Origin of the sequence: Novosphingobium sp. ZW T3_23 (genome assembly GCF_044987305.1) — a bacterium.
In the GTDB taxonomy this organism is placed as follows: domain Bacteria; phylum Pseudomonadota; class Alphaproteobacteria; order Sphingomonadales; family Sphingomonadaceae; genus Novosphingobium.
On sequence record NZ_JBJDRF010000041.1, the window covers coordinates 1 to 24,251 of the forward strand.

Genomic DNA, 24,251 nt, shown 5'->3' on the forward strand with positions numbered 1-24,251 from the left:
CTGAACGGCGAGGAAGGGCGCGTGGGCGGTAGGCCCCCCCGCCCCGCCGCGCCCGGCACCACCGCGCCGCCGGTCCGCCGCGTTGCCGGCCTGGCCGACATCCCCGCCGGTGCCACCGAGGTGAAGCTCACCGAAATGCTCTCCACCAACGCCGTATTCGTCACGGCCGACGCGCCCACCCGAACGGTCTTCACCACCGGCAAGGGCCTGGAACTCGATCCGATCACCCACCCCACCGCGCTCGTCTCCGACGAGGAAGCGCGTTTCCGCTTCCTGATCGACGGCAAGCCCGCGGCCGGGGTGAAAGTGAGCGTGGTGCCCGGCGCCAAGAAGTTCCGCGAAGCCGAGCAGGCGCAGGAACTCGTGACCGACGCGCAAGGCGTGCTGACGGTGAAATGGCCGATCGCGGGCATCTACTGGCTCAGCGCCACGGCCAGCGACGCGAAGCCCGCCGAGCGCCGCGCGCAGGACCGGCGCATGACCTACGTCACCACGCTGGAAGTCGTGGCGCCCTGACCTGAACGTGCCGGGGCTCCCAGCCAGCCCCGGCACATTTTCAGATTTCCAGCTGGCTGCCCAGTTCGATCACGCGGTTGGTCGGCAGCTTGAAGAATTCCATCGCGCTCTGCGCATTGCGGACCATCACCGCGAAAAGCTTTTCCCGCCATAGCGCCATTCCCGGCCGGCTCGACGGAATCAGGGTCTGGCGCGAGAGGAAGTAGCTCGTCTCCATCGCCTTGAACGGTCCTCCGGCGCGATCTTCCTGCGCGAGGGCCTCGGGAATGTCCGCCTCGTCCATGAAGCCGTAGCGCAGCACCATGCGGTAGAAGCCCTGCCCCAGATCCTCCACCTCGCAACGGTCGGCCTGTGCGACATGCGGCACGCCGCGGTTGGCCACGGTCAGGATCACCACGCGGTCATGCAGGATGTGGTTGTGCTTGAGGTTGTGCAGCAGCCCCGGCGGCACGCCCTCGTTGGTGGAAGCCAGGAACACCGAGGTTCCGGGCACGCGGCGGACGCGTTCCCCAACGGACTTGATGAAAGTGGCGAAGGGTATCGAATCCTCCGCCAGCCTCGCGCGGACCAGCCGCCTGCCCGTCGCCCAGGTGGTCAGCAGGGTGAAGACCACGGCTGCCACCAGCAGCGGGAACCAGCCCCCGTCGGGGATCTTGGTCGCGGTGGAGGCGAAATAGACCCCGTCTATGGTCAGGAAAGCCAGCGTCACCGCGCCCGCCAGCACCGGGTGCCATTTCCACACCGTGAAGGTCAGCACGCCCAGCAGGCAGGCGGTGATCACCATGGTTCCGGTCACCGCGATGCCATAGGCGGCGGCCAGGTTGCCCGAACTGCGGAAGCCGAACACCAGCAGGATCACCATGGCCAGCAGGCCCCAGTTCACCAGCGGCACGTAGATCTGCCCCGCCGCCTTGGCGCTCGTGTGCATGATCTTCAGGCGCGGCAGGAAGCCCAGCTGCACCGCCTGGTGCGAGACCGAAAAGGCGCCCGATATCACGGCCTGGCTGGCAATGACGGTGGCCATCGTCGCCAGCGCCACCAGCGGCAGGCGGGCCCAGTCCGGCGCCATGAAGAAGAACGGGTTGCTGATCGCATCCGGGTTGCGCAGCACGAGCGAGGCCTGGCCCAGGTAGTTGAGCAGGAGGCAGGGGAAGGCCACGTAGAGCCACGATATCGAGATCGCCTTGCGGCCGAAGTGCCCCATGTCGGCGTAGAGTGCCTCTGCCCCCGTCACCGCCAGCACGACCGAGCCCAGCGCCAGGAAGGCCAGTCTGGGGTTCGCCATGAAGAACTCGAACGCATGGTGCGGGCTGAGCGCCGATATCACCTCGGGCGCCTGCACGATGGAATGGATGCCCAGCAGCGCCAGCACTGCGAAATAGACGATCATGATCGGCCCGAAGAACTTGCCCATCGTCGCCGTGCCATGGGACTGCACCGAGAACAGGCCGAGCAGGATCACCACCGCGATCGGCAGCACGAAGCGGCCGAATCCGGGGTTCACCACCGTCAGCCCTTCCACCGCCGACAGCACCGACATCGCAGGCGTAATGATCGCGTCGCCATAGAACAGGGCCGTCGCCATCACGCCCAGCATGGCGACCAGCGGGCTCCAGCGGTTCTTGCCGATGGTCCGGCCGATCAGCGCCAGCAGCGCCAGGCTTCCGCCCTCTCCGTTGTTGTCGGCGCGCAGGATGATGAGGACGTACTTGATCGTGACGATCAGCATCATCGTCCAGAACATCAGCGAAATCACGCCGAACATGTGCAGCCGGTCCACCACCAGCGGGTGATGGCCGACGAAGCTTTCCTTGAGCGCATAGAGCGGCGACGTGCCGATATCGCCGAAAACGACCCCGATGGCGCCGATCGACAGCGCCGTGAGGCTTTCATTGGGGGCATGATGCCCGGAGTTCTCGCTCATGGATCGGCGCCTAGTCCCACGCGCGCGGAGGCGCCACGATCTTTATGCTTTCTTTATGCCATCGGCGCAATTCCTTACCCAGTCATAAACCTCGTACCGTCCGCTCTCGACAGGCCATGGCATTCCCGTGCAAGAGCGCAGCCTCTTATCCTCGATCGGCCCTTCCGCATGAGACCCAGCGTCAAGATCCTCGTCGTGGACGACGAGCCCGCCATTCGTCGTCTCTTGCGTTCGGGACTGGCGCGCGCGGGCTATGACGTGGTGGAGGCCGGCACCGCGCGTGAAGCGCTGAACGCGCTGGCGATCGACAAGCCCGAAGTGGTGCTGCTGGACCTGGGCCTGCCCGACCGTGATGGGCTGGAACTGATTCCCGCGCTGAAGGAACAGGCTTCGGTCATCGTGGTGTCCGCCCGCGACGCCACCGACCAGAAAGTCGCCGCTCTGGACTTGGGCGCCGACGACTATGTCTCCAAGCCCTTCGACAGCGAGGAAGTGCTGGCCCGCATCCGCACCGCCCTTCGCCACCGTCTTCCCAGCCAGACGGCACAGCGGCCCGTCCGGTTCGGCAAGGTGGAGATCGACCTCGTCGCCCGCGTGGTGCGCAAGGACGGGAGCGAAGTCCACCTGACCCCCAAGGAATACGGGCTCCTGTCCGAACTAGCCTGCAATCCGGGGCGAGTCATCACCCACGCCCAGTTGCTGCGCTCGGTTTGGGGGCCGGGGCATGAAAGCGATGTCGAATACTTGCGCGTCGCCGCGCGCGGGGTGCGGCGCAAGCTGGAGGACGACCCCGCACGGCCAGTCATGCTCCGCAACGAGCCGGGCGTGGGCTATCGCCTCACCGGTAGCGAGTAACCGCTTCCGCTCGCCGCGCCGCGCGCAGAGGAGAGAACCCCGCGTAACGGCCCGGTCGCAGCCAGAGCGCGGTCACCACGCCCATGCCGATCGCGCTCGTCGCCGACCAGGCCAGCTTGTCCAGCGGCAGGAACGCGGAAGAGGCGGCCAGGATCGCGAAATCGATCAGCATCTGGCTGCGTCCGATGTTCCAGCCGCGCTTCTGCTGGAGCCAGACCGTGACGATCCCCACTCCGCCGACCCCGGCGCCGTGGCGCACCACCGCCAGCGTGCCCATTCCCAGCAGCGTCCCCGCGCCGACGGCGGCGGCGAAGGGATCCTTCACCTCGATCGTCAGCGCATGTTCGGCCAGCACCGATGCCAATGCGATGCCGCCGCTGGCCGCGATCGTGCGCAAAGTGAACAGCGCGCCCATTGCCCGCAGCGCCAGGAACAGGAACGGCACGTTGAGCGCGGCGAACAGCAGGCCCGGCGGCAGCGGCAGGAAATGGCCCACCAGCAGCGCCAGCCCGGCCATGCCGCCGGTCACCAGTCCCGCCGAATGGAGGATCGTGAGGCCCAGCCCGATCAACAGGCTGCCCACCGCGATGGCATAGATGTCCTCGATGCGTCCGTGACGGATGGTGGTCATGGCGAAAACCCGGTTGGAGGAACGATTCGCGCGCCGTTTATGCAGTTGCGAAGGCGGTGTCGAGCACCGCTTTAAGCACGGAATATTCCCACTTTCCGGGGGCATCCGGCGAAAGGATCAGCCGCTGCAAAGCCCCGCCGCGAGCGATTCTTCTCGCACCTGCACAATAGCGTTCAGAGCGAGGCGACCAGTTCGCTATCGCACCTTCGCCCCGCATCGGCTAGGCTGCCCCCACCCTATCGCCTGACGACCGACCGAGCATGACCGCCAGACCCCGCCTGAAACTGCAAGCCCGCCTGTACTGCGGGGACGAGATCGCCATGGGTCCGGGCAAGGCCGACCTGCTGGAAGCCATCGACCGTGAAGGCTCGATATCGGCTGCCGGCCGGGCCATGGGCATGAGCTACCGGCGCGCCTGGCTGCTGGTCGATGCCATGAACCGCTGCTGGAAAACGCCCCTTGTCGAGGCCGTGGCCGGAGGCGGCCACGAGCGGGGCGCGCGCGTGACCGAAGCGGGGCACAGGGTTCTGGCGCAGTTTCGCGGCCTTGAGGCGCAGATGGCCGCGCTCCATGGTTCGGACGACTATGCCGCCTTGGAAGAAGCCCTCCGCCCGGCGCCCCTAGACGCGAAGAACCGCTGAATTCGAACTCTCAGGGCAGCCGGGCGACCAGCAGGGGCAAGCGCGCCGCCGCGCTGCCGGATAGCTGGACCAGATAGGTGCCGGGCTGAAGCGTGAAATCCACCATCTTGCGAATGCCCGAGCAGTCCGGTCCATGCCCGTGGCCAGTGGATTTCATGACGGTGCCGTCGCCCTTCTTCGCGCCGGCCCTGACCACGTCCACCCACGCCGCCGAGCCGAGCGCGACCCGGTAGCTGCCCTTTTCGGCCACGGCAAAGGTATAGAGCCCGCCGAAGCTGGCCGAACCGCCCGGCTTTTCAGGTTTCTGGGCATAGCGCATCTCGGCAGCGGGACGCAGGCCACCTTCGATCGCCTTGCCGATCGTGAGCGTCGCGCCCGTCAGAGAGCGCGTATCGCGGGCGGCCAACAGCGGCTGGCGCTTGTTCCAGGCCGAAAGCTCGGGCGGCAGATCGACCGGGTCGGACGAGCAGGCCATGGGGCTGGGCATGCGGTCCGGCGTAGCGGGCGCCGAGGGCGCGCCGACCGGCGACTGCATCGGGAATTGCTCGGGCGTGACTTGCGGGGTCGGCGCGGCTTGTGCCCAGGCTGCGCTGATCGGTGCCAGCGACGCCAGCAACAGCGCCGAACCGAAAGGCAGGCATTCCCGGATCATCGTGCAAGCACCTCTTCTGCAACCGTCTTTCATCTACGCCCCCGTCTGTATGGCGACGCTATAACCGATTGTCGTCTTGGCGACAGATCGAAAATACCCAACGCCGCGAAGGGCCGAACTGTTGCCTGCGAAGGGAAAACCGCTTCGCAGGCACGCATGGGCTGAATGTCGATTGGCCTTAGAGCATTTTCTAATCAGGTGGAATCACCTGATGACTCGGAAAATGCGGCAAACCAAAAACTTAGAGCGGTTGATCCGGTGCAACCGGATCAACCGCTCTAGGCGACGCGGAACTGCGCGGCCTGTGCCGCCAGCCGGTCCACTTCCTCGGTAAGGCCCCGCGCGGCGGCGGAGGCCTGTTCCACCATGGCGGCGTTCTGCTGCGTCGCCACGTTCATCGCGCCGATGGCGGAGGTGATTTCGCTGACCGAAGTGGCCGAAGCCCGGTTGCGATGCGCCATGCCGCCCAGCAGGACGTGGACTTGCGCCACGTCTCCGGCGATGCCTTCGAAGGCACCGTCCACCCGCTCCACCGCGCCGAGCGCCGCGACGATTTCCGATTGGGTGACCGAAAGCTGCTCGCGGGCGCTGCGGGCCTCCTCTTCCGAACGCTTGGCCAGGGCCGAAACGAGATCGGCCACGACTGCGAAGCCCCGCCCGGCCTCTCCGGCGCGCCCGGCCTCCACGGCGGCGTTCATGGCGAGCACGCGGGTCTGGAAGGCGATCTTGTCGAGGCCCTCGATCACGCCGTCGATATTGGTCGCGCTGTCGGAGACGCGGCGCATGGCGTCGACCGCCTCCGCCGCCACGGCGCGGCCGCCGCTGACGGTGGCGATGGCTTCATCGGCGCGGTTGACCGTGTCCGTCGCCGCCTGGGCACCAGCCTTCAGGCCATCGTCGATTTCCTGGAGCGCGGCGGAACTCTGCTCCAGGCTGGCAGCGCTGGCCTCGGTGCGACGGGCCAGATCTTCGGACGCCTGGGCAATCTCGAACGAGCTGCCCCGGATCGCCGACGTGCTCTCGCCCGCCGAACCGATCAACCCGCGCAGGCTGGACAGCGCCGAATTGTAGTTGGTGCGAAGCGCCTCGTAGCTCACGGGGAAGGCCTGCGCGATCTCGGCGGTGAGATCGCCGGCGGACAAGTCCGCAAGGCTGTCGGCCAGTCGCTCCACCACCTGGCGCTGCTCGCGGTCGGCGGCTTCCTTCGCCACCGCCGCCTCTCGAAACACCAGCAGGGCGCGCGCGATGCCGCCGATCTCGTCCTGCCGCTCCGTCTCGGCGATCTCCACCTGGTTGTCGCCCTTGGCGAGGCGCATCATCGTCGCGCTGGCGGCTTCGAGCGGTGCGAAAAGCTGCCGCGCGCCGCGCATGCAGAGCGCCGCCGCAATTGCCGTCACCACCACCGCCAGCAGCAGGACGTGCCAGCCGAGATTGTCGACGTTGCGGTAGAAATCCTCAGCCGAAACGCCGACGAAAAGGACGCCGATCACTTTGCCACCGGAATCCTTGATCGGATCGTAGGCTGCGAAATAGCGCGTTCCCAGGATCTCGGTCTCGCCGCGATAGGGCTCGCCCCGGCCCAGCACGGCGTCCTTGACGGGGCCGGCCGCAAGCCGCGTGCCCAGCGCACGGGTACCGTCGGGATTCTGGACGTTGGTGGCGACGCGCTGGTCTTCCATGAAGATCGTGGCCGTGCCGCCGACCAGTTCCTTCATGCGATCCACTGCCGCATTGTTCTCGTTCAGCGCCGTCTCTCCGGCGTAGAGCGTGCCGTCGCGCAGGGAGTAGTTCACCCCGCTGAACTGGAGCACGGACCAGGCCACGCGCATGTTCGTATCGAGGCGCTCCTCGCCCTGGGCGCGGGCGTCCTGCACCAGCAGGAAGCGGGTGCCGATGAAGAACACGGCGGAAAGCAGGACAAGCGCCCCCACCGTCATGAGCGTGACCTTGGTGGAAAGATGCTGGCGTTTCAGAAATGCACGAATGGCAGTCATGGTGGTTCTCTGTTGGGGGGAGACGAGAGAATGCTGCCGCGAAGCACGACCCGGAGCTGATCTTTCCGGGCCGGACGCGGCTGCAATGGTTTATAGAAAGATCTCGTGCGGCAGCGGCCGATTTCCGGCGCTTTTTGATATTTTGCAACAAACCTGCGTTATTTGCTGCCGATCCGCATGGAAACGATCCCCAATGTGACCCTGTTGCGACCATGCGTGGCGCGGCTGCGCCTCTCCGGGAAACCATTTCGCCTGCCGGACTTTACAAGCGACATGGATGCAGCGACGCAGATCGACGGGCAGGACATTGGGAGGCCGAAGGCGCCGGAGCCGGCCCGCCGCGCACGCCTGCTCCGCATCCTCCGCAATGTCCTGATCGCGATCGTGCTTGTCGTCTTCACCGTCTGGCTGGTGCTGTTCATCACCAAGGGCCGCTTTCTCAAGCACCCGTTCGAGCGGGTGGCGAGCTCGGCGGCGGGGCGGCCGGTCAGCGTCGGCGGCGATTTCCAGCTCTATTTCGCGCCCCTGCGCATCAAGTTCCTGGCCGAGGGGCTGAACGTGGGTAATCCCGACTGGGCCGGGCGGCCGCAGATGTTCGCGGCGAAGCGGATCGAAGCCCGCATTGCGCCGCTATCGCTGCTGTTCGGGCGGAAGCGGGCCTATAGCCTAGACCTTCAGGGCGGCCGGGTAGACCTGGAGTGGGACAAGGCGCACAAGCGCAACACCTGGACCTTCGGCAGCGGCGAAGGTGGCAAGCCCTTCGAACTGCCGCGCATAGACCAGGCGACGATCACCGACACCCGCGTCCGCTACGTCGATCCGCAAATGCCGCTGCTGGCCGACCTCGTGGTGGACCCGGTGACGGCCACGGACACGCGGATCGGCAAGGCCGTATCGGTTCGCGGCGAGGGCGTGCTGCGCAAGACCCCGTTCCGCGTCAGCGCCCGGCTGCTTTCGCCCGACGCGACCGTCAATCGCGGCCAGAACGCGCTGGAACTCACGGCCTGGGCCGCCAACAACCAGGTCGATGTTTCCGGCACCCTGCCCTCTATCGCCGATTTCGAGGACGTACCGCTCAAGGTTCGCGCGCGCGGGCGGGACTTGTCCGAACTGCTCGGCATCATCGATGTCGCCATTCCGCAGACCCGCCGCTACGCCCTGCGCGCGCAGCTCGTGAAGGATGACGAGAGCTATCGTTTCACCGGCATGACCGGCACGTTCGGCCAGTCGGACCTTTCGGGCACGCTCACGGTGAAGAATGCCGAACGCCTGCGGCTGGACGCGGCGCTGGTCACCCGGCGGCTGGACATCATCGATGCGGCGCCGTTCATCGGCTATAATCCGGACATCGTCGCCTCGAAAGGCGCGGTGGCTGCCGCAGCCGCAACCGGCGCGGGCGCGCAGCGCGTCCTGCCCGACGCGGCGCTTCCGGTGGAGACGATGCAGCGCTTCGATGCGGGGCTCGACTGGAAGATCGGCGTGATCCGTTCGCGCAACGTGCCGGTACAGGACATCGCGCTCACGCTCTCGCTGGATCGGGGACGGCTGGCGCTTTCCCCCCTGACGTTCTCGATGGCGCGCGGCGACGTCGCCTCCGACCTCGTGTTCGACACCCGGCAGCGGCCTTCCGCCGTCAGCTACGACATCCGCCTCAAGTCCACGCCGATGGGCCGCCTTCTGGCCGGTTACGGCATCGCGGAATCGGGGACCACCGGCACGATCCACGGCCGGATCAAACTGGCGGGACGGGGCGACACGATCCACGATTCGCTCGCCTCGTCCTCCGGCCGCATTGCGTTCGTGATGCCGCGCGGGGCAGTCTGGACACGCAACGTGCAGCTGGCCGAACTGGACCTGGGCACGTTCGCCTCCAAGATGTTCCAAGGCAAGCTGAAGACGCCGGTAGAGCTGAATTGCGGGCTGGTGGCCTTCACGGTGCGCGGCGGCACTGCGGCGGCGGACCCGATCCTGATCGACACGTCCAAGAACGTCATCGCCGGCCGGGGCGGCTTCAGCTTCGATACCGAGGCGGTGGACATGGCCTTCCGCGCCGACGGCAAGAAGTTCAGCCTGTTCTCGGGCCAGTCACCGGTAGGTATCGGCGGGCACTTCGCCAAGCCCTCGCTTCAGGTGGTCAGCCCGGAACTGCTTGGCCGCGCCGGTATCGGACTGGGGATCGCGGTTGCGGCGACGCCGGTGGCGGGGCTCCTGGCCTTCGTGGACGTAGGCGATGCCAAGTCCGCTGCCTGCGGCCCCGTACTGGCGGGCGCGACCGCCAAGGCCCAGCGCACCAGCAAGGGCAAGCCGCGCGACGACGTGGGCTCGGGCAAAGCCGGAAAGATCGACTAGAGCGGTTGATCGGCCGAATTCGCCGCCGTCCTCATCCGGAATACCTGCCCGCTTGCTCCCATGCGACGCCATACAGGGCGCGACATGATCGTCCTCGGCCAACGTCTGGGATCAGGCCGCGACAGGAGCATCGATGAAGCATTACCTGGGTCTCGACGGACTGCGCGGCGTGGCGGCGGTCGCAGTCGTCCTGTTCCATCGTCGATGGCTGGGGCCGGGCGGGCATTTCTTCGACCAGGCCCATCTGGCGGTCAATTTCTTCTTCATCCTCTCCGGCTTCGTGATCGACCACGCCTATGCCGACCGCCTGAGACAAGGCGGAATGTCGCTGGGCAAGTTCGTGGTGAGCCGCGTGATCCGGCTCTATCCGCTGATCGTGCTGGGCAGCCTGCTGGGCTTCGCCTATTGGCTGGGAGAATTCCTGCTTACCGGCCGGCCGGACCTGCCCTCGCTCGCTCTTGCCACGCTCTTCTCGATGCTGTGCCTGCCCGCGCCGCCTTCGCTGATGGGAGAGATGTTCGCGATCGACCGGCCGCTGTGGTCGTTGTTCTACGAGATCGTCGCCAACCTCGCTTTCGCGCTCATCCTGTGCCGGTTGCCGACCCGCGCGATCCTGGCGCTCGCCGTTCTCGGCGCGGCGGGGTCCACCCTGCTGGCGGTGAAGTTCAACATGCTGAACGTCGGTTTCCGCAATGGCGACATCGGCTGGGGCATGCTAAACGTGTTCCCCTCGTTCGTGATGGGCATGGCGCTCAACCGCGTGCGGGAAGGCTGGAAGATCAACGTCCCGTTCTGGCTGGCGGCGATCATCCTGGCGGTGACGTTCCTGCCCCATTCGCTCGGCGCGTTCAAAGGCGCCTACGGACTGGTCATGGTCCTGATCGTCTATCCGCTGCTGATCCTGTCATCGCTGGATTTCCGGGAAGGTGCCGCAAGCGCCGCCGTCGCGCGGTTCAGCGCCTTCATCTCCTACCCCATCTACGCCCTGCACTATCCGCTGCTGTTCGCCGTATCCAAGCTGGCGGCCAGGCTGGACGTCCCCGGCAAGGTGGAGCTTGTGGCGGGGCTGGCCCTCTCCGTGGCGGTGGCATGGATCGCCGGGCGGTACTACGACGAACCGGTGCGCCGCTTCCTCGCAAAAGCGGTGCGCGAAAAGATGGCCGGAGCGAAGTTCAGGGTATCCAGCGATAGCGCGGTTTAGCGGTCACTTCCGGCACCGGCGCGGTCAACGCGGCGCCGTGCTTGGTATCCTGGACGATGCCGGGATCGACGAAGCCATAGAACACCCCGGTCGCGGCCGAACCGCCCCGCTGCTCGACATCGCCGATGTTGCGCGCCGTTCCCGAAAGAACGATGCCCTTCTCATATTCGCCGATGCCCAGCATCGCGGTGACCGCCTGCGCCTTGTCCCTGACCACGGTGTCGCCGCGCAGCACCGTCAGGCCGGAGATCACCGCTTCGTCCCGCACTTGCGCCTGATCCAGGACCACGGCGTGATCCTCGATCCGCGCCTTGCCCGAAACGGTGCCGGAGATCACGCGGGCGTAAGGTCCGACCCAGGCGCTTTTTGCCACGCTGGCGTTGGGCCCGACCCAGCCGCCGCCGTTCGCATGACGATGGCCGCCTGCGATCGGCTCGGGCGCGCCGGGTTGCCAGCGATCCGGCATCGCGCCTTCGAACTGCACCATCCAGGGGTAGCGGTAGATCGAATAGTACGGCTGGTCCCAGCGGATCTTCTGCATCTGCGAGGGCGTTGCCATGACCACGAGGTAGAGCCCGGTATCGCCCGGTTGCACCTCGATCGACGCGGCCCCCTTGGCGCCGCGCTGGAGCGGCGTATAGCGGCTCTTGCCGTCAGCCCCCACCGCGACCACGCCCCAGCGCCAGTCGGAGGCGGGCGGCGGGATCGTTTCCGGTTCGTCGGCAAGTCCGGGCAGCGAGGCCACGGCGCTCGCCTGCTGGACCACGCCCCGGAAGGTCACGGTTACGCGGCCCTGCGCGGTATCGGGGTGCAGCTTGACCACGTTGTAGCCCCAGCGCTGCGGCGCCCACATTTCCGGCACGGCGAAGCGGCGGCGTTTCAGGTCGACGGGGTCGAGCACCGTGGCGGAGAGGATGCCGGCATCGGTGGTCTGGTCGTAAGTGCCGTAGTTGCGGCGGAACACCGCGCCCTGATCGCTGCCGTCGGGGTCGGTATAGTCCCAGTTGGCGTTGTGGAGCGCCCAGTCTCCGAACGTGTCGTTCAACTGGTCCTGCGTCCATCCCATGTTGTGCTGGAGCACGCTGAAGGGATCGGCGGTGAGCCGCGCGGGATCGTCCTTGCCCGGCGCAGTGCGCCAGATCGCGTTGACCGTCTCGAAGCCGTGACTGTCCTTGAGGTATTCAAGGAACTGCCAGTTGCAATAACGCGTGCGGGTGGATCCGTAGTAAAGGTGCGGATACTGCTTGAGCAGGACGGAGCAATGGGTGTTCTGCCGGAACTCCGGCAGTTGCACGGTCATCCAGTTGGCATGGCTCTCGAACAGCCACCCGGTATGGGGCGAATCCATCAGGCGGCCCGTCGCCGCCTGCAAGGCATGGGTCAGTTCGTGGGCAAGACCGAAGCGGTCCTTCAGCGCGCCGGGATCGATCCACATACCCATGTGGCCAAGCTGGTCCGTACCGCCCGTAAGCCCGTAACCCACACCGACATAGGCATTCACCTTGAACTTCTCTCCCGAGCCGCAATGGGGTTCGGGGAACTTCACGGTGCCGAGGAAATAGCTCCAGACATATTCGAGATGCGCCGCCGCCGCCTTCGCCACCTCGGCATCGACCGTGCCGGGCTTCCAGTGGAGTGCGAAATGCGCGCTCTCCATCTGGAGCGGCAGCGCCAGGTTGGCCGCATCCGACGGGTCCGTTGCGGCGACCTTCCAATCCCCGGCCACGCAGGCGGCACTCGGTGTGGAGCCGGTGGCCGGGGCGGCAAGCACCGGCGCTGCCAACGCCGCTGACGCTATGGCTGCTCCAGGGACGGAGAGCACCAGCGCCGATGCTTGCAGAAGGTGCTTCATGGTCAGCGCGGGCTAAGCGTGACGGTGGTGGTGCCGCTGCCGAGCGTAACCGCATAGCCGCCGCGATCGGCCGTGCCGGTATCGACGCCGTAAGCCTTGCCGCCCGCCGTGGTGGTTTCGAACAGCAGGCGCGCGGTGGGCGCGGTGGCCGAGGCGGGGTCGAGCGTCAGCAAGACCTTGCCGGTCTTCGCGTCATAGTCCGCGCTCTGGATGCGGCCTGCTTCCAGCGTGATCCAGAGACCGGCCGGGGCGATGAACAGGCGGCGGCGGGCGCCGTCCTTCGGTGCGATATGGACCTTGGCGCCCTTGGCGGTCAGATCGCCGCCGAAGCCCAGCCAGCCCAGCTGCGGATCCTGCACGACATAGCTGGCGGCGGTGATCGCATGGCCGTAGAAGCCCATGCCGTAGTCCCCGGTGATCGCGTCCCACTTCATCATGTCGGGCCAGGAGTGGAAGGCCGCCGAGCCGAAGCCCTGCTGGTCGATATTGGTCACGCCGCCCATCATGCCGCCGTAGGCCACGCGCAGCAGGTGCAGGTCGGTGGGGTTCTGGCGATAGGCGTCGAACAACGGCACCGCGTTGAGCGCCGAGCCATAATGGTGGATCTGGCGCTCGATGCGCGAGACCTTGCCGCCATAAAGGAAATCCCAATAACGGCGGGCATTGCCGTTATAGCCCCAGCTGGGGATGGTCGGATCGTAACCCAGGATCACCTCGCGCGTTTCGTCCGCCTGCGGCTGGAAGTCGAAATAGCGCATCCAGGCATAGACTTCGGGCTGGCCGGTGGAATCCCACGCCATCTCGCTGCCGAACGGATACTTCAGCGTGCGCCAGTGATCGGCGCGCGCCTTCATCAGGCCCTCCATCTCGGTGGCCTCGGCGGTCATCCCTTCGCGCTTCAGGTCCTTGAGGATATCGACGAAGACATCGCCTTCCATCTGGCCGAACTGCGCGTAGTAGGGCGCGTCCCGCATCATCGCCACGGTCGTGCGATAGGCCCAGTCGAGGTAGAACTTCCAGTCGTGCTGCTTGACCAGTCCCTGATTGTCGCGCGCAAGGCGGTAGAGCACCCAGTGCCCGATGGCGACGTGGGGGTAGTTGTAGGAGCGGCCGAGGTCGTTTGAGTCCTTCTTCGACCAGGCGGTCCAGCTCTTCCAGTCGATCTTGGGGTCGTAGTAGTTCGGGAACTCGACCGGGTCGTAATAGAAGATGCTCTTCTTCACCGCACCCGCCTGCGCGCCGTCCTTGACCTGAAGCGTGCCGAGCACGGTCTCGTTGACGAGGCGCTCCAGCTTGGCGACTTCTTCCGGCTTCGGATTGTCGAGCTGCTTCATCATCGCGGCGACCCACGATCCCGCGCCGCCCTCGTCGCTCATTCCGGCCACCCAGACGCGGCCGTCCTGCGTGAGGATCTTGTTGTCCTCACGGTCGTAGGACAGGATCGCGGGGCTGCGGTGGAAGGGATCGTTCTTGCCCTCGAACCACTGGTTGGTGGTGGTGAAATTGCCGATATCGGCCATGACCTGATCGAGCGGCTTGGTGATGTAGTAGCTGACGGTCTGCTTCTGGCCATCGGTATATGTCACGGTGAGACGCGCCTGCCCCCAGCCCGAAGCCTTGACCTGGTAGCGGGCCCAGCCCTTTCCACTTTTTTCGGAAGTCGCTGTCAGCGCGCCTTCGGGGAAGGATTCGATCTTCGCGACCTTGCTCGGCGTCTTGAGGAAGAGGCTGGCGGTCTGGTCGGTGGGCACCACGTAGCCGGGAATGCCCACGGCCACAGGGCGCTTGTTGGCAACCAGCGTATCCTCGATCGCGCGGATGCTGGGCGCGGTCACGAAGCGCAGGCCGATGGTGCGGCTTTCGCCCGGCGCCAGGGTGAGGCTGGTAGGCTCGTTCCACTGCTGGCCGGCCTTGGCCCATTCCTTCTCCGCGAAGCCCTTGCTGGCCACGGTCCAGTCGTAGAAGCCTTCCGATACCTGGCTGCGCGGGCTGCGGTCGGTGAAGATATCGCCGTTCTTGGCCGCGCGCGCCTCGATGATCGGGCGATAGGCTTCCAGCGGCGTGCCCTTTTCGGGGAGGACCAGCAGCGCCGGGCCGCGTCCGTTGAGGCGGGTGACCTGAAGATAGCCCGCATCGCGGCCGATGTAGGGATCAACGAAGCTCGCCTCGGCATGGGCGGAATCGAGTTCGCGGTCGAGGATGATGTTGTCGAACACCATCGGCATGCCGAGGCCCCCGATCTCCACCGGGGCGCTGCTGGTGTTGACCAGCGTGAAGCGCATGGCGAGCACGCCCGCCTCGTTCACCCAGCGGCGCTCGACCTTGAGCGGCATGCCCGCACCCATCGAGGCGGTGATGTCGGCGGCGGCAAGCACGCCGGAGCCGCCCGCCAGCGGCGCGATCTGCGCGCGCGCACGGGCCGAGGAGAAGTCCTGCCAGTCTGAACCCGCCGTCTTCAGGCGGATGTGGATGTCGCCGATATGGACATAGCCGTCACCCGCGCGCTCCGCCTCGCGGCCCGCCGGAACGAAGTCGAACGCGGCCTCGCCCTTGGGGGAAAGGTGCGCCAGCGTCTGGGTATCGGCGCGCAGGGCCAGGTCGAAGGCGGGGGTCTGCATCTCCGTCCGCTGGATCGGCGGGAAGACCTTCTTCGGCTTCTGCGCCTCTCCTTCCTCGGCATAGGCCATGGTCGTCGGCAGCATGGCCGGGACGGTGCCGAGCATGAGGGCGACAAGCGGCAGGGGCTTCAGGAGACGCTTCATTTCAAGTCCTCGCAAGATGTCATTGACCGGATTCTACTGGCCGGATTGCATGGGTGTGGCAGCGGCCTTGACCGGGCCGAGCGCAGGCGGTGTTTCGCCAAGCAGGTACTGGGTGAAGTAGTCGCGCAGTTTCTTCCAGAAGAAGGGGCGATAGACGTTGTGCGTGGCGTTCGGCATGACGATCAGGTCCACGTCGCGCTCGGCATCCATCAGCGCCTTGGCAAGGCGGAAGCTTTCGGTGACCGGCACGTTGTCGTCGATGTCGCCGTGAACGAGCAGCAGATGGCCCTTCAACTGGTGCGCGACCGACATGTTGGAGTTGCGCTCCCAGGTCGCCTCGTCGGCATAGCCCATCGAGACTTCCGGCCACCAGGTCTTGTCCAGCCGCAGATCGTGATTGCCCGAGGACGCCACGCCCACCTTGAAGAAGTCCGGCCGCCGCAGGAGGAACCGCGCGGTGTCGTAGCCGCCTGCGGAGCCACCGAACACGCCCACGCGGTTCGCGTCCATGTAGGGATACTTCGCGGCCATCTGGCGGATCAGCGCGATGTGATCGTCCAGCCCCACTTCGCCCAGGTTCTGGAAGGCGGACAAGCGGAACTTCTGCCCCCGGCGCGAGGTGCCGGTGCCGTCGATCATCACCACGATGGCGCCGATCTGCGCCACGCTGTTGCCCGGCACGCGCCGCGCGGCGCTCCAGGTGGCGGGAACGTCGGTGGTCGTCGGGCCGGTATAGACATTGTCGATCACCGGATAGCGCCGCTTCGGATCGAAGTGCGCCGGGCGATAGATCATGCCGTAGATCGGCGTAGTGCCGTCCGCCGCCACGCCCTGGAACGGTTCGGGTGGGGTGTAGCCGGTCGCCAGCAGGCGGCTGTCGTCCGCGCGCGCCAGTTCCTGGACGATGCGCCCGGTCGCGCCGTCGCGCAGCACCGCGCGGGTCGGCGAAGTGGGGCTGGACATCTGGTCGACGATCCACTTGCCGTCCGGCGAAACCGAGGCATCGTGATCGAGCGGCTCGGGCGTCAGTTCGACGGGTTCGCCGCCCTGGGTCGGCACGCGATAGAGCGCCCGCCAATAGGGATTGCGCGCGGCCTCACGGCCAACGCCGGTAACAACCAGCGAGGCCTTGTCCTCGGCCACGTTGTCCACCGACAGCACTTCCCACGCGCCGGTGGTCAGCGGCTTCCCGCCATCGGGGGCGTCGGGCATCACGAGATAAAGCTGTGCCCAGCCGGTCCGTTCGGAGATCGAGAGTTCGCCGCCCAGTTCCGGCGAGGGCATGATCATGCTGGAGGTGACGGTGACGACCGGCTTTACCGCTTCATGGGCGATGATCCGGGCCTCGCCGGTGGCCGGATCGGCCAGATAGACGGCCTGCTGCTTGTACCCGCGCTCGGTCCAGAGCATGCGGATCTTGCCGTCCAGCCAGCCCATGTCGGGCGGCGAGGGATAGAGAATGGATTCGGACGGCACCTGGATCGGCACTATCCGCGCCTTGCCCTTCTTCAGCGCTTCCCGGACGTCGATCACCAGCCTCTGCGCCTGCGGCAGCTTCTCGGCGCCGGCCAGCGGATAGACGTAGCTGAAGCTGCGCGGATAGAGGCTATCTGGCGGATTCTGCTGGGTGATCGAAAGCTTCCGGACCTCGCGCGTGTCCAGCCGCCACGTCAGCAGATAGCGCCCATCCGGAGACCATTGCGCGGATACCGGCATGGCCGGTTCCTCGGTGCCTTCGCGCAGGATATCCGCGAGTTGGGGGATGGAGCGGCCATAAGGCTGCTCGCGCGTGCCATCGGTGGTGAGCGCGATCTCCCGGCCGCTGGCGATGTCCACGGCATGGAGGTTGAAGCCCCGCGCGACGATCCTGGTCTTGCCGTCGGGCGAGGGCAGATCCAGATCGCGGTGATCCGCCTTTTCCAGTTCCACGGCCTTGCCTGCCGCATCCACGCTCCAGAGCGCGCCATCGAAGGCCCGCAGGCCGATGGTGCGTTTGGCCGGATCGTATTCCACATCGGCGATCCGCGCCTCGTCGATCGAAACCGGCGCGCCCCTGGCCGAGGAAAGCGCCGCAAGGAGCGCTGCGGTGGTGGAAACCTGTCGGACCTCCCGCGTCGCAAGGTCGAGGAACTGGTAACGCTGGTCCAGTCGATTACCGGTACGGTAGAACAGGCCGCCTTCCACGAAACGCGGCGCGATGTCGGCATTGTCGATCAGGTCGCCCAGGGTGGCGCCAAGATACTTGTCCGCTGCGGCGTAACGCAGGTCGATGCTTGGAACCGGCGCCGAACGGGTCACCTCGCGGGCCTCGACCGATCCTGCAACCGCCAGGCTCGCCCAGGCGAGCGCGCCGAGGCTGAGGGATTTCGACAGACGGGAGATCGAAGCACTCACGACAGCAGACCGTTCGGTTATTTCAGGAAAAGCCATGTTGTCATGACGCGGCTACCTCAAAGCGTCAAGAACATTATACGATATATGATCAGTTCTATCGGGCTTGTTGAGACCCGGCGCTTTCCGGTGTCGTTTTTGCCACGCCCAGAGCCGCGCACCATGCCGCCTGTGATGGCTTATCGGAAATGCACCAGTATTCCTGGGTTTTCCGGAGCATCCGCCAGGGATTGACTTCCCCCGGCAACACCCTTCAGTATTGTATACGATATTCGTCAGGGGTGATAACGATGGGAAGTAGTCGGCGCAAATACAGCATCCTCGCAGGCCTGTTGGCCGCGGGGGCGCTGGGCTCCATGGCCTCTGCGGAGCAGGCGCCGGCCCCTCGGGAACTCTCGGTACCGGGCAATCCGATCCTGGCCGAGGGCGATTACTACTCGACCGACCCAGCGCCCTTCGTGGCGGAGGGTGAGCTATGGATCCTGACCGGGCGCGACATGGCGGCGAGCGACGTCAACGACTTCATCATGCCCGAATGGCAATTGCTCAAGACCGGCGACCCGGCCTCGGGCAAATGGACGCACTATCCCGCAACCATCAAGCCGGAGAACGTCTTCGCCTGGGCGGAGGAAGCCCGCGCCTATGCCGGACAGATCATCGAGGGGCCGGAGAGCCGCGAAGGCGCCAGGCGCTACTACCTCTATGCGCCGGTGCTGGAGAAGAACAGCGACGCGCAGGATCGCTTCGCGATCGGCGTGGCGGTGGCGGACAGCCCGCTGGGGCCGTGGCGCGATGCCCATCCCTCCGGCCCGATCATCTCGCAGAAAGTGCCGACGCCCAACACGATCCAGAACATCGACCCCACCGTCCTGATCGATGACGATGGCCGGGTCTACATCTACTGGGGCACCTTCGGGCAGGTTCGCGGCATGGAGCTTGCACGCGACATGATCACGCCGAAAGGACCGGAACAGACGCTGACCGGCCTGACCGGGTTCTTCGAGGCGCCCTGGGCCATGAAGCGCAAGGGCACTTATTACATGCTCTATGCCGGCAACAAGGCAGGGCCGACCTCGGATTGCACCCCGGCCGTCTACTACGCCTGTATCGCCTACGGCACGGCGCCGTCGCCCATGGGGCCCTGGACCTATCGCGGCATCGTGCTGAAGCCGGTGTCCTCCACCACCTCTCATCCGGGCGCCGTGGAATTCAAAGGGCAGTGGTATCTGGCCTATCATACGGCGGACGCAAAGGGCGGCGGCCATTTCCGTCGCAGCGTGGCGCTGGACAAGATGGAGTGGGACGACAGCGTCACCCCCGCGCGCATCCGCACGGTCGTGCCCACCTTGCGCCCGCAGCCGCCGCTTCCACCCAGCCGCAACATCGCGCGTTCCGCCTGGGCCACCGCGTCCAACGATCCGGTCCCGGTCCAGTTCTGGATCAAGGCGCTCAACAACGGCGTGGTCAAGGAGGCCCCGCTGCCGCCCGACATGTGGGGAAGCTGGTCGCCCGAGAATCCCCCCCGCCAGTGGATCGAGTATCGCTGGGACAAGCCGGTGACGATCGACGGATCGCGCATCCAGTTCTGGAACGACCAGCCGGCCGGTTCGGGGATGGGCGTGGCGCCTCCGGCGAATTGGCATCTCGAATACTGGGCCGGAGCCGGTTGGAAGCCGGTGCCGGGCGCAAGTGCCTATGGCACCACAACCGACAGCTTCCAGAACGTGACGTTCCGCAAGATCACCACCCGCTGCCTGCGCGCGGTGATGGATGCCTCCACGGATGGCAAGACCCACGCCGCGCTCGCCGTACAGGAATGGGAAGTCCTGGCCCCAAAGGCCGCTCCCGTCGCGATCCGCAGCGAGGGGCCGGCACCGGCATCCTGCCCTTAAACGCCAGTCTTTCCGGCCACTTGTCAAGGGAGCGCAAGCCCAGGCTTGCGCTCCTTTTTGCATGAGCTTTGTGGAAATGTCGCGCGCTACCGATTAGTCAGACAAAATATTTCCGAATCGTCACAATTGCCTTGACTCGATTCAGATATCGTAGGACGTATACGATATAAGCAAGGGCGCCGAAACGAAGGTGCCGAGGGATCAAAACAGGGGGTTTTCTATGACATCGGTAAAAGTCCTCAAGCTATCGACTGCCTTGACTTCAATTGCGGTACTCGGCGTCGCCGCGCCCGCCTGGGCGCAGACGGGCAGTGCGACCGCTGAAGAATTGTCCGACCAGAGCGAAGCCCCCCGGACCGACATCGTCGTGACCGGCGTGCGCGGAAGCGTCGAAGCGGCCGCCACCAAGAAGAAGAACTCGAAGCAGATCGTCGATTCCGTCGTGGCGGAAGACGTCGGCAAGCTGCCCGACAACAACGTCCCCGAAGCGCTTTCGCGCGTGACCGGCGTGCAGATCGACCGCGCGCGCGGTCAGGGCCAAGCCGTGACCATCCGCGGCCTGGACCAGGTGCAGACGACGCTGAACGGCAACAACACCAACCTGGGTGATGGCCGCGCCATCAGCCTTTCGGACATTCCGGCCGAATTGCTGAAGCAGGTGGACGTCTACAAGACCCGCTCGGCCGACCAGGTGGAAGGCGGCATCGCCGGCACCGTCAACGTCGAACTGCGCCGCCCCTTCGACATGAAGAAGGGCCTGACCGTGGCAGGCAGCCTTCGCGGCTCTTATGACGATCAGTCCGAGAAAGTCAGTCCTTACGGCAGTCTTCTGATCGCCGACCGCTTCGATACCGGTATCGGTGAGATCGGCTTCCTGTTGAACGGATCGTGGACCAAGACCAACTACCGCGAGAACTTCATCGACAGCGAATCGCCGATCAAGACGGTGGTGGGCGGCGATACGATCGTCATCCCCTACCGCGCGCAGTACGGCCTTGAGCAGGGCAGCGTGAAGCGCCCGTCGCTGAATGCGGTGCTCCAGTGGAAGCCCAGCGACAAGCTCGATTTCGTGCTGGAAGGCGGCTACATGGGTTCGCGCGAGAAGCGCTCGGTGGAGCGCCTCTACGTCCAGGACATGCCCTTCATCGGTACAGGCAGCTACAGCGACATCGTCCTTCAGCCGGACGGCAAGACCGTGCGATCGCTGACGCTCAGCAATCCCAACGGCATCAATGCCGGTATCGATTCGCTGTACAACACGCTTCACACGAACCTTTACACCACCAACTTCGAGGCCAACTGGCATTCGGACAAGCTTCAGATCAAAACCGGCATCCAGTATAACTGGTCTAATGAGGGCAACTACTTCGTCGAAAGCATCCTGAGGCCGCAGGGACTGACGTCCGCTTCGGTGGACTTTGCCTCGGACGTCTACAGCAAGGGCGCGCCCTCGATCACCTTCAACGGTGCCGATGTGAACGACCTTTCCAGCTACCTCGTGGATCGCTTCCAGGACAATCGGGGCGGTTCCAAGAACAAGGAATTCGCGGCCCAGACCGACCTGACCCTTCAGCTCAGCGACACCTCGCTGCTGCGCGGCCTTCAGGTTGGCGGGCGTTACAACCAGCGCCGCACCAGCCGGTACTACGGCTATCGCGACGGCCTTCCCCGGATCAATGGCCAGCGCGCGCCGCTCAGCCTGTTCCCCGGCTACGACACGGCATCGCTGGTTGGCCCGAACATCAGCGGAGCGACCGCAGAGTGGTATCGCATCCCCGGATCGGTGGTGCTGAGCCAGATCGACGACGTACGCGCCTTCATCCAGCAATACGACCCCGCCAATGCCGCACGCTTCTCCAGCATATATCCGCCTAGCGACCAGGGCCAGACCTTCAGCTCGAAGGAAAACAACTTCGCGGCCTACGCGCAGCTGAACTACGGGTTCGACATGGGCACCATCCCCGTCGACGGCCTGGTGGGCGTTCGCTATACCAACACCTGGGGCACTTCGAGCAGCTTCGGCTATCGCCCCGGCACACCGGCGAACGGCAACCAGGATATCGTCGAAGCCGCCGAGGGATCGGGCAATTACTCAGATATCCTGCCCAGCGCGTCGGCCATCATCCATTTCACGCCGAAGGCGCAGCTGCGCCTTTCCTACACCACCAACGTGCAACGCCCGAACTTCTATTCCCTCCGGCCGTTCTTCTCGCTCAACACGACGGCCAATCCGCCAGTTGTCTATGCGGGCAACCCGGAACTGAAGGCGCAGCGCGAACGCGCCTTCGACGTCAGCGCCGAATATTTCTTCGGACGGGGCGGCCAGATCTCGTTCGCCGGCTATTACAAGAAGGCCACTGGGTTCCTTCTCTACAGCCGCGAACAGGCGTCAGCCGCGCAAATGGCGGCTTATGGCATCGACCTCGCCGATTACGGTGCGGCGTTCGGCTATATCGAGCAGGAACGCAACGCGGGCGACGGCACCTTCATCGGCCTCGAAGGCACGGTGCAGTCGTTCTTCGACTTCCTGCCGGGTGCCCTCAGCAACTTCGGCGTCAGCCTCAACGCCTCGCACATCCTGAAGGCGCGCGTCGAGTATGACGACGAGGAAAGCTTCCCCGGCGAATTCGACTCGCCGAACACCTCGAAGTGGACCGCCAACGCCACGCTGTTCTACGATACGCCCAAGTTCAGCGCCCGCGTGGCCTACAACTATCGCTCGTCCTATCGCCTGGGCTTCTGGCTGGACGGCCAGGGTGACGACCGTGCGTTGTATTCGCCCTACAACGGCGCGACCGATCGCCTTGACGCTGCCATGAACTTCACGCCGGTGTCGTTCATGACCCTGTCGCTCGAAGCGTCGAACATCCTGAGCAGCGACGTGTTCCGCTATCACAGCAGCCAGAACCTGCTGCCACTGGGCGTCCGCAGCCTGGCACGCACGGTTCAGGGAAGCGTCCGCTTCCGCTTCTGATCCATTGTTGATGCAGTAGCCACCGGGGCTGCCGTTCGGTTCCGACCGGACGGCAGCCCTAGATGTTTAAGCCCTACTCCCGCCCGGCAGAAGCCGTCGCGGTTCCGACGGCCGCGTCTATCATGACCTGCCAGGCATCGTGCGCATCGCTGCTGCCGACGGACAGGCCGCGATCCTGCAGGAGCAGCTTGTGTCCGGCCTCGCACATGACCGGCGTGGGCACGCGCAGCGCCTGGATCACCGCGATCGCGGTCTGGCGAAATTCCTCCTGGCGGTCCCGACCCAGACCGCCCCAGTCGTCATGTCCGTGTTCGGACTTTGCAAGGGCACGAGCGGCGCGTTCGATCAGCGGCATTCTATACTCCTCTCCAATTATGGAGCGAGCTTACCACCGCCCGCCTCGCGCCGCACCTGTTTCCGCGCGTGTCAGACGGGATGCTCTCCGCCATGTCGCGAGGCGATCATGACGCCGGTCAGGGTAATCGCGAGACCGACGACCATGCCCATCGAGAAAGGCTCACCGAACATGATGCGCCCCCAGAGCATGGTTGCCGGTGGGCTGAGGTAGAGAATGTTGCCGACCCTGGTCGATGAGAGGCGCTTCAGCGCCACGTAATAGAGCCCGTAGCCGCCGATCGTCGCAAACATCACAAGCCAGGCGATACCTGCCCAGAAGGCGGGCTCCGTCGGCGGCAGCACGCGCCCATCCGCGAAGGACAGCGCCAGGAACAGTCCCGCGCTGGACAAGGACTGGATGCAGAGGCTCTGATGGATCGGCAGGATCGTCGATGGCAACCGTTTCTGCAACAGCGTGACGACGGCAATGGATATCATGCCGAGCAACGGCAGCGCATAGGCCCATCCGGGCGCACTGCCCACGTGGAACGATCCGGCCGAGGCAACCAGAACGCCGCAAACGGCCAGTCCGATGCCGATCCACTCTCCTCGACCGACGACCTGGCCGATCATCGGGATCGAGAGCAGGACGATCGCCAGCGGCAGCATGTCCGACATCAGGGCGACGATGCCGGTCGGCACGCCCTGCTCGATCGCCACCCCGCATCCCAGGATCAGCCCCGCCATGGCGAAAATGCCGTAGAGGCCCTGTATCGCCACCTGGCGAAGCCGCAGGCGCGGCCCCAGCAGGACGGCGAACGGCAACAGCACCACCCCGGCGATGAGGTTGCGCCAGAACGCCACCAGCGTGATCGGCGCGAAATCGACGGTGAAGCGAATGCCGATGAAGCTGGAACTCCAGCAAAGCAGCAGGCTGAGCAGCAGCAGCCATTCCCCGGTCCTGGCAGACGGCATGCGGACGCGCGGACGCATCGAGGCAATCGGCAGCAATTGCACGTCCGCGTTCATCGTCATTCACCTTCCAGAATCGGCCTCCCGAAAAGGGGGCGCCCCATAGAGCGCCGACATTCCTTCAGGCAATATCCGCAAAACCCGCAGGCAGCGCCTCTCAACAGGGAAAATCGCCAGCGGCGCGATGGGCCGCGCGGGCAGTCATGCGACGTGATCGGATAAATGTTATGTTGCATCATAACATTCGATGCGCCAAGAGGCGACGAAAGCCGCATGAATCCTCTCTTTTTCAGCAATGCTCGGGAAACA

The 24,251-nt window shown here is 65.5% G+C and carries 16 protein-coding genes; 7 read left to right on the forward strand and 9 right to left on the reverse strand.

Going from position 1 to position 24,251, the window contains the following annotated elements:
• Positions 1 to 516: DUF4198 domain-containing protein (locus ACI3K3_RS18320; protein WP_404916234.1), on the forward strand; the 516-nt coding region annotated here is incomplete at its 5' end.
• Positions 517 to 556: 40 nt separating this feature from the next.
• Here ACI3K3_RS18320 and ACI3K3_RS18325 read toward each other — a convergent pair.
• A complete protein-coding gene (locus tag ACI3K3_RS18325; protein ID WP_404916236.1) occupies positions 557 to 2,440 on the reverse strand; it encodes a potassium transporter Kup in 1,884 nt (627 codons plus the stop codon).
• A 168-nt stretch (positions 2,441 to 2,608) separates the two neighbouring features.
• On the opposite strand from ACI3K3_RS18325, the gene ACI3K3_RS18330 reads away from it, so the two are divergent.
• On the forward strand, positions 2,609 to 3,295 hold the full coding sequence (locus ACI3K3_RS18330; RefSeq protein WP_404916238.1) for a response regulator: 687 nt from the start codon (positions 2,609 to 2,611) through the stop codon (positions 3,293 to 3,295).
• Here ACI3K3_RS18330 and ACI3K3_RS18335 read toward each other — a convergent pair.
• Entirely contained in the window at positions 3,279 to 3,926 is a 648-nt protein-coding gene (locus ACI3K3_RS18335) for a YitT family protein (RefSeq protein WP_404916240.1), read from the reverse strand. The two genes, ACI3K3_RS18330 and ACI3K3_RS18335, sit on opposite strands and share 17 nt — an antisense overlap.
• Positions 3,927 to 4,186: 260 nt before the next feature.
• Here ACI3K3_RS18335 and ACI3K3_RS18340 point away from each other — a divergent pair, with 260 nt between their 5' ends.
• Positions 4,187 to 4,567, forward strand: a complete 381-nt coding sequence (locus ACI3K3_RS18340; RefSeq protein WP_404916242.1) for a winged helix-turn-helix domain-containing protein — start codon at positions 4,187 to 4,189, stop codon at positions 4,565 to 4,567.
• 10 nt (positions 4,568 to 4,577) lie between these two features.
• On the opposite strand, the gene ACI3K3_RS18345 is transcribed toward ACI3K3_RS18340, so the two are convergent.
• Positions 4,578 to 5,219, reverse strand: a complete 642-nt coding sequence (locus ACI3K3_RS18345; RefSeq protein ID WP_404916244.1) for a homogentisate 1,2-dioxygenase — start codon at positions 5,217 to 5,219, stop codon at positions 4,578 to 4,580.
• A gap of 278 nt (positions 5,220 to 5,497) precedes the next feature.
• On the reverse strand, positions 5,498 to 7,213 hold the full coding sequence (locus tag ACI3K3_RS18350; protein WP_404916246.1) for a methyl-accepting chemotaxis protein: 1,716 nt from the start codon (positions 7,211 to 7,213) through the stop codon (positions 5,498 to 5,500).
• Positions 7,214 to 7,486: 273 nt separating this feature from the next.
• Between ACI3K3_RS18350 and ACI3K3_RS18355 the strand changes: the two genes are divergently transcribed.
• Together ACI3K3_RS18355 and ACI3K3_RS18360 are read left to right on the forward strand one after the other, a co-directional pair.
• Positions 7,487 to 9,562 (forward strand): AsmA family protein, encoded by a 2,076-nt coding sequence (locus tag ACI3K3_RS18355; RefSeq protein WP_404916292.1) that lies wholly within the window; start codon positions 7,487 to 7,489, stop codon positions 9,560 to 9,562.
• A gap of 133 nt (positions 9,563 to 9,695) precedes the next feature.
• Positions 9,696 to 10,763 (forward strand): acyltransferase family protein, encoded by a 1,068-nt coding sequence (locus ACI3K3_RS18360; protein ID WP_404916248.1) that lies wholly within the window; start codon positions 9,696 to 9,698, stop codon positions 10,761 to 10,763.
• Here ACI3K3_RS18360 and ACI3K3_RS18365 read toward each other — a convergent pair.
• From ACI3K3_RS18365 to ACI3K3_RS18375, 3 genes are read right to left on the reverse strand one after another with little or no spacing between them, the layout of a single operon-like run.
• Complete coding sequence (locus tag ACI3K3_RS18365) at positions 10,735 to 12,615, reverse strand: Svx/AvrXca family virulence/avirulence protein (protein ID WP_404916250.1); 1,881 nt, start codon at positions 12,613 to 12,615, stop codon at positions 10,735 to 10,737. The two genes, ACI3K3_RS18360 and ACI3K3_RS18365, sit on opposite strands and share 29 nt — an antisense overlap.
• 2 nt (positions 12,616 to 12,617) lie before the next feature.
• Positions 12,618 to 15,377, reverse strand: coding sequence for a DUF5695 domain-containing protein (locus ACI3K3_RS18370; RefSeq protein ID WP_404916252.1), 2,760 nt, complete (start codon positions 15,375 to 15,377; stop codon positions 12,618 to 12,620).
• Between the two features lie 33 nt (positions 15,378 to 15,410).
• Entirely contained in the window at positions 15,411 to 17,771 is a 2,361-nt protein-coding gene (locus ACI3K3_RS18375; protein ID WP_404916254.1) for a prolyl oligopeptidase family serine peptidase, read from the reverse strand.
• A 287-nt stretch (positions 17,772 to 18,058) separates the two neighbouring features.
• On the opposite strand from ACI3K3_RS18375, the gene ACI3K3_RS18380 reads away from it, so the two are divergent.
• The gene (locus ACI3K3_RS18380) at positions 18,059 to 19,660 is read left to right on the forward strand and encodes a family 43 glycosylhydrolase (protein ID WP_404916256.1); all 1,602 of its coding nucleotides are present in this window, start codon (positions 18,059 to 18,061) and stop codon (positions 19,658 to 19,660) included.
• 256 nt (positions 19,661 to 19,916) lie between these two features.
• On the forward strand, positions 19,917 to 22,634 hold the full coding sequence (locus ACI3K3_RS18385; protein WP_404916258.1) for a TonB-dependent receptor: 2,718 nt from the start codon (positions 19,917 to 19,919) through the stop codon (positions 22,632 to 22,634).
• Positions 22,635 to 22,707: 73 nt separating this feature from the next.
• Here the strand turns inward: ACI3K3_RS18385 and ACI3K3_RS18390 are convergent, their stop codons facing one another.
• Both ACI3K3_RS18390 and ACI3K3_RS18395 read right to left on the reverse strand, forming a co-directional pair.
• Positions 22,708 to 22,989, reverse strand: coding sequence for a hypothetical protein (locus tag ACI3K3_RS18390; protein ID WP_404916260.1), 282 nt, complete (start codon positions 22,987 to 22,989; stop codon positions 22,708 to 22,710).
• Positions 22,990 to 23,060: 71 nt separating this feature from the next.
• Positions 23,061 to 24,005, reverse strand: a complete 945-nt coding sequence (locus ACI3K3_RS18395; protein ID WP_404916262.1) for a DMT family transporter — start codon at positions 24,003 to 24,005, stop codon at positions 23,061 to 23,063.
• Positions 24,006 to 24,251 lie beyond the last annotated feature (246 nt).